Below are 11,847 nucleotides of genomic sequence, written 5' to 3' on the forward strand. Positions count from 1 at the left end.
CGACCCGGGCCGAAGACCAAAGGCGCGCATGGCCCGGCAGAATGCCCCGTGCGGGTGAAAGCCGTGTCGCGCGCGAAAGTCGTGCAAATTGAAGATATTGGTCAAATCTTTACGGTTTTCCCGCATCCTGACAGAGGTGCAGGAAAGGGATCTGGGATGCATGGGCTGATCAACCGGGCGATACAGTGTTTCGTGACAGACATGCATGGCGCTGCAATCTGGAACGATGTGGCCCGCGCGGCCCAGCTGCATGGCGCGGGGATCGAAGCCATGCTTGACCATGATCCCTTGCTGACGGGCAGGGTGCTTGATGCAACCTGCCAGCGGCTCTGTCGTCCCAGGGCGGAGGTGCTGGAAGATATCGGCACCTACCTGGTCTCTCACCCCAATGTCGAGGCGTTGCGCCGCTTGCTGCGGTTCGGCGGCGAAGACTTTTCCGATTTTCTCTGTTCGCTGGACGACCTGCCGGAACGCGCCCGGCTGGCGGTGGCGGATCTGGACCTGCCGGTGCTGGAACTGCATGAGCTGGCGCATGATCGCTACAGGCTGCGCTGCCTGACAGGGGCGCCCTATCGGCAGGACGGCGGGTTTTCCGGCTTCGGATCGGTCATGATGGGCGTCTTGCGGGCCATGGCCGATGACTATGGCGCGCTGGTGGTGCTGGATCATGGCGCGCCCGAGCCGGGATGCGAGGTGATCGAGATTGCGCTTGTCGCATGCGACTACAGCGAAGGGCGCCGCTTCGAACTTGGCCGGAAGGCAGGTTGAGGCATGGACGGGCAAGGCGCGGGACTGCGCAACCAGGCGGGCGACGCCCCGGTCGATGACTCAGGCAACATGACCGCAACGGCTGGCGCCGGGCGTCCGGCTCTGGCCGGCACAGGGGTGACAGATACGCGTGATCTGGCGGCCATGACGCAGGTTCTGGATGTGCTGTGCCCGATGCATCTGTTGCTCAGCCAGGCTGGCGAGGTTCTGCACGCGGGACCGACCCTGGCCCGGTTGCGCCCGCACACCTGCCTGAACGGCGCAAGGTTTCTGGACCTTTTCGAGGTGACGCGCCCGCGGCAGATCGGTGGCTGGGATGATCTGCTTGGCCTGCAAGGCAAGATGCTTCGCCTGACGTTTCGCGATCAGCCGATGACGGATTTCAAGGGCTGCCTTGCCCTGTCGGATCAGGGTATCGTGCTGAACCTGTCCTTCGGGATCTCCATCCTGGCGGCCTTGCGCGACTATGCCCTGACCTCTGCGGATTTCGCGGTGACGGACATGACGGTGGAACTGCTTTACCTGGTCGAGGCAAAATCGGCCGCGATGGAGGAAAGCCGCAAGCTGAACCTGCGCTTGCGCGGCGCGATGGTTGCCGCCGAGGCGCAGGCGCTGACCGATACGCTGACGGGCCTTGCCAATCGCAGGGCGCTTGAACAACGGCTTGAGCGTCTGGCCTATGGGCGTGATGGTTTCGCGCTGATGCATCTGGATCTCGACCACTTCAAGGCGGTGAACGATACGCTGGGACATGCCGCTGGCGACCACGTGCTGCGCCATGTCGCCACGATCCTGTCCGAAGAGACGCGCAGCGGCGATACCGTGGCGCGCGTCGGGGGGGATGAATTCGTTCTGGTGTTCCCCAATCTTCAGGATCGTCGCCTGCTGGATGCCATCGCGCGGCGGATCATTGCCCGGTTATGCCAGCCGATCCCTTATTGCGACGATGTTTGCCGCATCTCGGGCAGTATCGGCACCGTGCTGTCGTCCCATTACGACAAGCTTGATATGGCGCGGATGATGGCCGACGCGGACGAGGCGCTTTACCGGTCAAAACATGCAGGGCGGGGCCGCCATTTTTTCTTTGATCAGGAGGCGCAGGACGATTGACCGGCAGGCGCCGGATCCGGCTGCCGCACCAGGGCCGGGCACCGTCCCGCCGTTCACGGCCGGATCAGGCAGAGGCGCGATCCGGCCTTGGGGTGGCATGGGCGGGATCTGCGGCATGGGCGGCAACCAGGGGGCGGATGGCGATCCTGGCTTTCAGCCGGGCGGCCAGCAGGTACATGCCGGCGATCTTGCGATGCAGAAACAGCGTGCCCTCGGGCGGGGTCTGCGCCATGTCGGGGTCCTGCCCAAGGGCAAGCCCCATTGCGTTCAGCCTGTAGGCCAGGTCGGATGCCGCGAAATCGAACGGCGCATCGTCCCTCAAGGGTGTCATCGCTGTCTCGAACATATCCAGAATACGCCAGAGCAGGGATGCGGGCGTTTCCGGGCCGATATATCCCAGCGCGGTCAACGCCGCCTCTGCCGCAGCGCGATCCTGTGCCAGGCCCGCCCGCAGAAGGGTGCGAAACCCCTGGGCCTGGTCTGGTGAAAAGCGTGTCACGGCCCCGAAATCCAGCAAGATGATCCGCCCCGTGCCCGGATCATAGCGGAAATTCGCCAGGTTCGGATCGGTCTGCATGGTGCGGAAATCGAAAAGCTCGTGCAGCAGCAGCGTGATGAGCTGCCCCGCCACCCGGTCGCGCAGCGCCTGGGGTTCGGTCAGAAGCGCGTCAAGCGGCTGGCTGTCCAGATAGGTCATTGCCAGGACCCTTGGCGTGCTCAGCTCGGGATGCAGCACCGGCAGGCAAAAGCCCTCTGATCCGGCCAGCAGACGGTTGAAATCGGAAAGATTGCGGGCTTCGGCTGTGTAATCGACCTCTGCGTGCAGCTGCTCGCGCAGTTCGGCCAGCATCGGCGCGATGTCCAGCCCGCGCGGCAGCAGGCCAGGCAGGCGCAACAGGCTGCCCATGTTGGCGATGTCACTGTCGATACTGCCCGCGACACCGGGGTATTGCACCTTGATGGCCAGATCCTGTCCGTCCTGCGTGCGGGCGCGATGCACCTGCCCGATCGAGGCGGCCGCGAAAGGACGCACGTCGAAACGGCTGAAGCGACGGCGCCAGTCGCGGCCCCATTCGGCATCCAGCACATCGCGCAATTGCGCGGGGGGCATGTGATGCGCCTCGTCCCGCAGCGCGGCCAGGATCGTCGTCATCTCGGGTGGCAGGACCACGCCGGGGTCCATCGACAGCATCTGGCCCAGTTTCATGGCCGCGCCGCGCATGACCCGCAGGTCGCGGGTGACGCGGGCGGCGGCCTGCGGGGTCAGTATCATCTGCTGCAAGCGCGGGCGCTGGCCGCGTGCGACCTGGCGCAGGCCGGCCGCCGCCATGTCACCCACAAGCCCGGATGTCATGCCGCCAAGGCGCAGCAGCCGCCCGATGCGCCCATCGGGCAGGGCGATCGCGTCATGATCCTGATCCTGTTGTGACATTGCCTGCTCCGCCATCCTGCTGCCTGGGGCAAGATGGGGCGAATGCGGCGCGTGACCAGTCTGTGACGGCGCTTAGGCGGCACTGTCCCAGACGGTGCGGCCGCCGCAGATGGTGCGGACGACCGACAGGGTTGCGATCCGGTCCGCTGCGACCGCTTCGATATCGCCGTCCAGCAGCACCAGATCGGCCAGGTAGCCAGGCCGCAGCATGCCCTTGCGGTCTTCGGTATGTTCGGCATAGGCGCCGCCGATCGTATAGGCGGCCAGCACCTGATGCAGGGTCAACCGCTCGTCCTGCGCGCCCTCGAAGGTTGGACGGGTCAGCGCGGCCTGGATGCTGCGCAGCGGGTTGATGTCGGCGACGGGCCAATCCGAGGCAAAGACGATCCTTGCGCCCGCGTCCGCGAGGCTGCGGGTGAGGAAAGCGTCTTTCCAGCGTCCTCGTCCGATCTTGTCCAGCGTCGGAAAAAGCGGGAAATCCAGCGCGCCCGGCACATGGGAGGGTTGCACCGACGCGATCACGCCAAGCTGTGCAAGGCGGGGCACATCGGCGCGGTCGATCAGTTCGATATGTTCGATCCGGTGGCGCGCATCGCGCGGGCCATTGGCGGCGCGGGCGGCGGCATATCCATCCAGCACCCGCCGCACGGCACCGTCCCCGATGGCATGGACCGCGATCTGCAGGCCGCGCCGGTCAGCTTCGATGCAGATCTCGGCAAAGCGGTCCGCCTCATGCAGGGGGTCGCCGCGCCAGCCGGGCTGATCGGGATAGTCGTTCAGCATGACCGCCGTGCCGCTGTCGATCACGCCGTCCATAAACATCTTGACGAAGCCGGATGACAGCCAGTCATCGTTGTAGTCGCGACTGAGGATGCTGGCCTCGGCCAGGTCGGCGGGGCTGCGGGTGTTGCGGTAGTGAAAGGGCACGCGCACCCGTGCGGTCAGACGCCCGTCGCGGCGCAATGTGTCAAGCACGTCAAGGGTGTAGCGGTTGCCATCCATGTTCACCAGGCTGGTGAAACCGTGCCGCGCGCAATGGGCAAGTCCCGCCGCCATGGCGGGCAGATCGGCCTTCACTTCCTCTTGGGTCGGTGCGGGCAGGGGGTCAAAGCCGGTGGCGATGCCCGCCATGATCCGGTGTTCACCGGCGACACGCAGCACCGGGGCCATGGCTTCGAATTCGCGCAGCTCGCCCGTGGCCAGGCCATCGGCGCCCATCACCACCTCGTTGCCGGGGCCGACGGTGGCGCCTTGCAGAATGCCCGCCTCGGTCAGGGCCAGGGTATTGGCCCAGCCGGTGTGGTGATCGGCGGCAACCAGGATGATCGGCCTGTCGGGCAGAATCGCGTCCAGATCATGGCGGGTCAGGGGGCGGCCATAGATGCCATAATCGCAGCCTTGCCCCACGATCACCGGCCGGTGCGGATGGGCGTCGGCATAGCCGTGAATGGCGCGGCCCAGGTGATCCGGGCCCTCAATCCCCAATAGTTGCAGATGCGACAGCTCGGATCCGCCCATGAACAGGTGCAGATGGCTTTCGATGAAACCCGGCAGCAGGCTGGCGCCGCCCGCGTCGATCACCGTGCAGCCCGGCCCGGCCAGGGCCGCGATCCGGTCCACGGACCCCACGGCAAGGATGCGGTCATCGGTCAGCGCCACGGCCTCTGCGCGCGGGCAGGTCGGGTCCATGGTCAGGACGCGGGCATTCGTGATGATCGTCGTGGCGGTTGGGGACATGGGGGCTTTCCAATATGGGGTTTGACGCAGCCTAGCCCGTCGCGGCTGACCTGTCCAAGCGCGTCTTTGCCCGGTGCAATCCTTTCCGACCGGTAAACGCCCCGCGCGCCCGGTTCAGGCCGTCTTGACCCTTTTTGCCCTATCCATCGGTCCCCGCAGCCAATATCGAGGAGGCCCCATGTCGGATAATTCACCCCGGCTCGATCTGCCGTTCATCCTGCCATCGCAGGCGCAGAAGCATGTCACCCATAACGAGGCCCTGCGGGTGCTGGATGCGCTTGTGAAGCTTGCGGTCGAAGGTTTCGGCGCGACGGTGCCACCGGCGCAGCCCGCCCAGGGCGAGGTCTGGGCCATCGGCGCCGGGGCAGGCGGCGCCTGGTCCGGTCAGGAGGGCGCGCTTGCGGTCTATGCGGGCAATGGCTGGATGTTCCGCAGCCCGCGTCCCGGCTGGATCGCCACGCTTGCCGGATCGGCAGAGCTGCGCGTCTGGGATGGCGCCGCATGGGTCGTGCCCGGCCTTGCGGGATTGGACAACCTGACCGGGATCGGGATCAATACCACGGCCGATGCGACCAACCGGCTGGCGGTATCTGCCCCGGCCACGCTGTTCAGCCACGAAGGAGACGACCATCGGCTGGTGATCAACAAGGCAGCAAGCGGGGATACCGCCACGATCCTGTGGCAGGACGGATGGTCTGGCCGGGCGGAAATGGGCCTGGCCGGTGATGACGATCTGCATCTCAAGGTCAGTGCCGACGGCGCGACCTGGACCGAGGCGATGGTGATCGACGCGGCCACGGGGCGGGCCGCGTTTCCCGCCGGGATCGAGGGCGCGCCCGAGCGGTTGACGGCAAACCGGACCTATTTCGTGCGCCTGGACGGCAACGACGCCAATGACGGGTCTGCCGATACAGCCGCGGGGGCCTTTCGCACGGTGCAGCGGGCGGTCGATCTGGCCGCAGGCCTTTATTGCGGGCCGTTCACGGTGACGGTGCGGATCGGCGCGGGCAATTTCGCGGAAGCTGCGCGGCTGTTTGTGCCGGGCAATGGCAACCTGCGGCTGTCGCTGGAAGGGGCGGGGGCGGGTGTGACCACGATTTCCGGGACAGTCTACGGCGTGCAGGTGTCCGGGCCTTGCGATCTGTCGCTGCGCGATCTGCGGATCGCCGGGGCCAGCGTGACGCTTTGGGCGCGCTATGGCGCGCGGGTGAACCTGCGCGGCACGATCGAGCTGGGCACTGGCACCGCCCGTCTGATCGGGGCCGACAATGCCGCCTATATCGAGGGTCTGTCCTGCGTCCTGCGGATTGCCGTGACCAGCAGCGCGTATTTCCTGTTCGCGACGGCAGGCGGGCATATCTACCTTGGCAGCGGTGTCAGCATCATGACCGCGTCGCCTGTGACATTCCTCTCCACGGTCTATGCCGGGCTGAACGGGATCGCACAGGTTGTGGGCGGCCAGGTCACCTGGAACCAAAGCGCGGGTGCGATCCAGGGTGGGCGCTACACCGCGACCGGGAATGGTGTGATCAACACCGCGGGGGCGGGGCCGTCCTTCATTCCGGGTACGACGGCCGGGGTTCTGTCCGAAGGGGGGCGCTATCTGTAGCGGCCAGCTTCCGCTTGACCTTGCCCGGTCCGCGCCCCGATGCTGAGGGCGTGGTAAAATGGCAGGACGCATGACATGGCATTCACCTTGCGACAGCTGCAATTCTTCATCGCCGCTGCCGAACAGGGGTCGGTGACGGGGGCGGCGCGGGTGTTGTCGATCTCGCAATCCTCGGTGACCGAAGCGCTCCGCGCGCTGGAGGATGATCTGGGCGTGACCCTGTTCGAGCGGCAGGCGCGCGGGCTTGAGATCACCCATCTGGGCAGCCAGTTCCTGCGCCATGCCCAGCAGATCCTGGCGGATGTGTCGAATGCGCGGCAGGCGTTCCGGGGCCAGGCCGACCAGGAAGGCGGGCGTCTGGCACTGGGCGTCACCTCGCTGGTGGCAGGGTACGTGCTGTCCGATATCCTGTCGCGCTTTCGTCGCGCGCATCCGAAGGTCGAACTTAACGTGATCGAGGACAGCGGCGAATACCTGCAACATCTGCTGATCGGCGGAGAGCTGGATGTCGCTGTCCTTCTGACATCCTCGGTGCATGACCGCATGGCGCTGAATGTCGAGACGCTTCTGGTGTCGCCCTACCGGTTGTGGCTGCCGCTGGGCCATCCGCTGGGGCAGGCGGATGCAATTTCGCTGGAGCAGCTGACCGAGGTGCCGCTGATCCAGCTGATGGTCGACGAGATCGAGGAAAGCATGCGGCAATTGATGGCGGCGCTGGCGGTCAAGCCGACGATCGCCTTTCGGACGCGGTCGGTCGAGGCGGTCCGCAGCCTTGTCGCCACGGGCGCGGGCCTCGCGATCCTGCCGGGTCTGGTCTATCGGCCCTGGTCGCTGGAAGGCGACCGAATCGAGATCCGGGACGTGTCGGGCGATCTGCCCACCGTCCAGGTCGGGCTGGCCTGGCGGCGCGGTGCGCCGCTCAGCCCGCAGGCCCGAAATTTCATCAGGGTGGCGCAGTCCACCCTGCCGGGCCGCTAGGCCGCCGCCTGGCTATCGTTTGAATTTGCCTGAAAAACCTCATGCCCGGCAGAATTGGCGCGAGGTATCGGAAAAACCGATGGATTGCTTCTGCATTTTGATATTGCGAAGCAACCCCCTCTCCATACGCTGATTGCAATGAAGGACCGGCCCGCGCAAGGGGCGGCGCAATGTGAAGCACCGACATGGAGAGCACTGGAATGAAACATCTCAGACTGATGGGAACCACGGCACTGGCGGCCATGCTGGGCGTGATGCCGGCCGTGGCGCAGATCGCCGCATTGGGCACGCCCGAGGGCAAGCTGAATATCGTCGCCTGGCCCGGCTATATCGAGCGCGGCGAGACGATGGCCGAATTCGACTGGGTGACCAAGTTCGAAGAGGCGACGGGCTGCATGGTGCAGGTCAAGACCGCCAATACCTCGGATGAGATGGTGGCCCTGATGAACGAGGGCGGGTTCGACCTTGTCACCGCTTCGGGCGATGCGTCGCTGCGGCTGGTGGCCGGTGGACGTGTGCAACCGGTGAATCTGTCGCTGATCCCGTCCTGGGGAACGGTGGATGACCGGCTGAAGGAAGCACCCTGGTACGTGGTGGACGGCGTGCATTACGGCGTGCCCTACCAGTGGGGTCCGAACGTGCTGATGTACAATACCGAAGTGTTCGGTGACAGCCCGCCCACGTCCTGGAACGTGGTGTTCGAGGAAATGGACCTGCCCGATGGCAAGACCAACAAGGGCCGCGTACAGGCCTATGACGGGCCGATCCATATTGCGGATGCGGCGCAATATCTGATGTTCCACAAGCCCGAGCTGGGTATCACCTCGCCCTATGAGCTGAACCAGGAACAGTATGATGCGGCGCTGGACGTGCTGCGTGTGCAGCGCACGCTGACCGCGCGCTACTGGCATGACGCCTTCATCCAGATGGACGACTTCCGCAACGAAGGCATGGCGGCTTCGGGCACATGGCCGTTCCAGGTCAACCTGTTGCAGGCCGATGGCGTGCCGGTGGCCAGCGTGATCCCGCAGGAAGGGGCGACCGGCTGGGCCGATACATCGATGCTGCATGTGAACGCCGAGAACACGACCTGCGCCTATCTGTGGATCGAACATACGCTGTCGTCGAATCTGCAGGCCGACCTGTCGGTGTGGTTCGGGGCCAACCCCGTGGTGCCGGCGGCCTGTACCGACGGGCGCGGGATGCAGACCGCCGAGGGTTGCACCAAGAACGGTTTCGACGATTTCGAACGGATCCGTTTCTGGACCACCCCGGTCACCAAATGCGAAAGTCAGGGCGAATGCGTGCCCTATTATCGCTGGGTGTCCGACTATATCGGCGTGATCGGCGGCCGCTGACACAGCCCTTTCCACCACTCACGAAACGGCACCCCCGCGCAAGCGGGGGGCGCCCCTGTCTGACCCGGAAGATCCCATGCCCGCAGCTGTCGAATTCCTGAACGTGTCGCGCCATTTCGGATCGGTCCGGGCGGTCGATGGCGTGGACCTGAGCATCGCGGAAGGCACGTTCTTTGCGATGCTGGGGCCGTCGGGGTCGGGCAAGACCACCTGCCTGCGGCTGATTTCTGGTTTCGAGCAGCCCACAGGCGGCATGATCCGCATCTTCGGGCAGGATTGCAGCGATGTGCCACCCAATCGGCGCAACGTGAACACCGTGTTCCAGGATTACGCGCTGTTTCCGCATATGAACGTGCGCGACAACGTGGCCTACGGTCTGATGGTCAAGGGCGTGGACAAGCGTACCCGGCATGACCGGGCCGAGGAATTGCTGGCGCTGGTCAAGCTGGATGGCTACGGCGGCCGCAAGCCGGGCGAATTGTCGGGCGGGCAGCGGCAGCGCGTGGCGCTGGCGCGTGCGCTGATCAACGAGCCGCGCGTGCTGCTGCTGGACGAGCCGCTGGGCGCGCTGGACCTCAAGCTGCGCGAGGCGATGCAGGACGAGCTGAAAGCCCTGCAACAGCGGCTGGGCATCACCTTTGTCTTCGTCACCCATGACCAGGGCGAGGCGCTGTCGATGGCCGATCAGGTCGCGGTCTTTTCGGACGGCAGGATTGCCCAGATCGGCACCCCGTCCGAGATCTATGAAAAGCCCCGCACGCGGTTCGTGGCCGATTTTGTCGGGTCGTCGAATGTGCTGAGCGCCGAGATGGCGGCCAGCTTTGGCGCGCCCGCGCGCCCTGCCAGCCTGAGGCCCGAGTCGATCGGCATCGTGGACGAAGGGGCAAGAGTGCGCGGTCGCGTCCTGGCGCTGCGCTATCTGGGGGCGGGCACGCGCGTCGTTGTCGCCGTGCCGGGGGGCGAGCTGTCGGTCTTTGTGAACAAGGGCAGCCCCGTGCCGCAACAAGGCAGCGATGTGGGGCTGAACTGGGACCCGCAGGCAATGCATGTGATGGAGCAGGGCTGATGACGCTGGCGGCCGATCCATCCCGCACGCCGCCCGACCCCAAGGGGGCGATCCTGCCCGTCCGGGGACTGGGCGATCAGGTGTCGGCGGTGTTCTGGCGGCATCCGAATGTGCTGCTGGCCGCGCTGCTTGCGCTGCCGCTGTTGTGGCTGGTGGTTGTCTATCTGGGCTCGCTATCGGCCCTGCTGCTGCAAAGCTTCTATTCGATCGACGAATTCTCGGGCCAGATCCGGCGGGAATTCACGCTGTCGACCTATGCCGAACTGTTCCGCCCGTCCAACATGGACATCATCATCCGCACGGTCGTCATGTCCGCCGCCGTCACGCTGGGGGCGGTGGTCATCGCCTTTCCCATCGCCTATTTCGCGGCCCGCTATGCAAAGGGCCATTGGAAGGCGTTGTTCTATCTTGGCGTGATGCTGCCGCTGTGGTCATCCTACCTGGTCAAGGTCTATGCCTGGAAACTGATCTTGGCGCGCGAGGGGATCATCACCTGGGCCACGGACGGGATAGGGGCCTCGGCGGTGCTGAACGGCATCCTGTCCTTGCCGGTGATCGGGGGCACATCGCTGTCCACCAGCTATATCGGGACATGGCTTGTGTTTCTTTACGTCTGGCTGCCCTACATGATCCTGCCGATGCAGGCCGCGCTGGAACGGGTGCCGCAATCCATGCTGGAAGCCTCGGCCGATCTGGGGGCCAGCCGCTGGCAGACGATGCGGACGGTGATCTTTCCGCTGGCGCTGCCGGGGATCATCGCGGGGTCGATCTTTACCTTCTCTCTGACGATGGGCGATTACATCATCCCGCAGATCGTGGGATCGTCGCGGCGCTTCATCGGGCAGGCGGTCTATCAGTTGCAGGGCACGGCCGGGAATATCCCGCTGGCCGCCGCCTTTGCCGTGGTGCCTATCGTGATCATGCTGATCTACCTGACGATCGCGCGGCGCAAGGGGGCTTTCGATGCGCTCTGATAGCCGCCCGCCCCTGATCCTGACCGCCGGCGCCATCGCGGGGCTTTTGTTCCTGCACCTGCCGATCCTGCTGATCTTTCTCTATGCCTTCACCACGGATGAACGCACCTATCAGTTCCCGCCCCCCGGCCTGACCACGCAATGGTTCGCCGTGGCCTGGAACCGCGCCGATATCTGGCCGCCGCTTTACCTGTCGCTGAAGGTGGCGGCCCTGTCTACCGTGATGGCGCTGATCCTGGGCACGCTCTGCGCCGCCGCCATGGCGCGGACGCGGTTTTTCGGGCGCGACCAGATCAGCCTTCTGATCATCCTGCCCATCGCATTGCCCGGCATCATCACCGGCATGTCGCTGCGTTCGGCCTTTTCGATCATGGATATCCCGTTTTCGACCTGGACGATCCTGATGGGGCACGCGACCTTCTGCATCGTGATCGTGTTCAACAACGCGGTCGCGCGGTTCCGGCGCTTGTCCGGCTCCATCGTCGAGGCATCGATGGATCTGGGTGCGAACGGCTTTCAGACCTTTCGGCATGTGATCCTGCCCAACCTGGGCTCTGCCCTGCTGGCGGGCGGAATGCTGGCCTTCGCGCTGTCCTTCGACGAGGTGATCGTGACCACCTTCACCGCGGGCCAGCAAAGCACGCTGCCGATCTGGATGCTGAACGAACTGGTGCGCCCGCGCCAGCGCCCGGTGACAAATGTGGTGGCGATCGTGGTTTTCGTGACCACCTTCGTGCCGATCCTCATCGCCTATTACCTGACGCGCGGCGGATCCGAGACCGCCGGCGGCGGAAAATGACACGCACACGCAGATG

Annotated in this window: 10 protein-coding genes; 8 read left to right on the plus strand and 2 right to left on the minus strand. The window is 65.3% G+C overall.

Features of this window, described 5'->3' with window-relative positions; translation table 11 throughout:
- Positions 1–156 precede the first annotated feature (156 nt).
- Together ACFQ3C_RS01820 and ACFQ3C_RS01825 are read left to right on the plus strand one after the other, a co-directional pair.
- Positions 157–768: a heme NO-binding domain-containing protein gene (locus ACFQ3C_RS01820; protein ID WP_380788661.1), complete on the plus strand. Its 612-nt coding sequence runs from the start codon at positions 157–159 to the stop codon at positions 766–768.
- A 3-nt stretch (positions 769–771) separates the two neighbouring features.
- The gene (locus tag ACFQ3C_RS01825) at positions 772–1,878 is read left to right on the plus strand and encodes a diguanylate cyclase domain-containing protein (RefSeq protein WP_380788663.1); all 1,107 of its coding nucleotides are present in this window, start codon (positions 772–774) and stop codon (positions 1,876–1,878) included.
- A 64-nt stretch (positions 1,879–1,942) separates the two neighbouring features.
- On the opposite strand, the gene ACFQ3C_RS01830 is transcribed toward ACFQ3C_RS01825, so the two are convergent.
- Entirely contained in the window at positions 1,943–3,325 is a 1,383-nt protein-coding gene (locus ACFQ3C_RS01830) for an ABC1 kinase family protein (RefSeq protein WP_380788666.1), read from the minus strand.
- 57 nt (positions 3,326–3,382) lie between these two features.
- Positions 3,383–5,047 (minus strand): amidohydrolase, encoded by a 1,665-nt coding sequence (locus ACFQ3C_RS01835; RefSeq protein ID WP_380788668.1) that lies wholly within the window; start codon positions 5,045–5,047, stop codon positions 3,383–3,385.
- 178 nt (positions 5,048–5,225) lie between these two features.
- On the opposite strand from ACFQ3C_RS01835, the gene ACFQ3C_RS01840 reads away from it, so the two are divergent.
- The 6 genes from ACFQ3C_RS01840 (at position 5,226) to ACFQ3C_RS01865 (ending at position 11,831) form a co-directional block, all read left to right on the plus strand.
- Entirely contained in the window at positions 5,226–6,656 is a 1,431-nt protein-coding gene (locus ACFQ3C_RS01840; RefSeq protein ID WP_380788670.1) for a DUF2793 domain-containing protein, read from the plus strand.
- 75 nt (positions 6,657–6,731) lie between these two features.
- Positions 6,732–7,634, plus strand: a complete 903-nt coding sequence (locus ACFQ3C_RS01845) for a LysR substrate-binding domain-containing protein (protein WP_380788672.1) — start codon at positions 6,732–6,734, stop codon at positions 7,632–7,634.
- Positions 7,635–7,834: 200 nt separating this feature from the next.
- Complete coding sequence (locus tag ACFQ3C_RS01850; RefSeq protein WP_380788674.1) at positions 7,835–8,992, plus strand: ABC transporter substrate-binding protein; 1,158 nt, start codon at positions 7,835–7,837, stop codon at positions 8,990–8,992.
- A gap of 76 nt (positions 8,993–9,068) precedes the next feature.
- Positions 9,069–10,058 carry an ABC transporter ATP-binding protein gene (locus tag ACFQ3C_RS01855; RefSeq protein ID WP_380788676.1) on the plus strand — a complete coding sequence of 330 codons (990 nt, stop codon included), beginning with the start codon at positions 9,069–9,071 and terminating at the stop codon, positions 10,056–10,058.
- Entirely contained in the window at positions 10,058–11,032 is a 975-nt protein-coding gene (locus ACFQ3C_RS01860) for an ABC transporter permease (protein ID WP_380788678.1), read from the plus strand. Before ACFQ3C_RS01855 ends, ACFQ3C_RS01860 begins: the two co-directional genes overlap by 1 nt.
- The gene (locus ACFQ3C_RS01865) at positions 11,022–11,831 is read left to right on the plus strand and encodes an ABC transporter permease (protein ID WP_380788680.1); all 810 of its coding nucleotides are present in this window, start codon (positions 11,022–11,024) and stop codon (positions 11,829–11,831) included. Before ACFQ3C_RS01860 ends, ACFQ3C_RS01865 begins: the two co-directional genes overlap by 11 nt.
- Positions 11,832–11,847: the final 16 nt, after the last annotated feature.

Origin of the sequence: Seohaeicola saemankumensis, assembly GCF_042678485.1 — a bacterium.
In the GTDB taxonomy this organism is placed as follows: Bacteria; Pseudomonadota; Alphaproteobacteria; order Rhodobacterales; family Rhodobacteraceae; genus Seohaeicola; species Seohaeicola saemankumensis.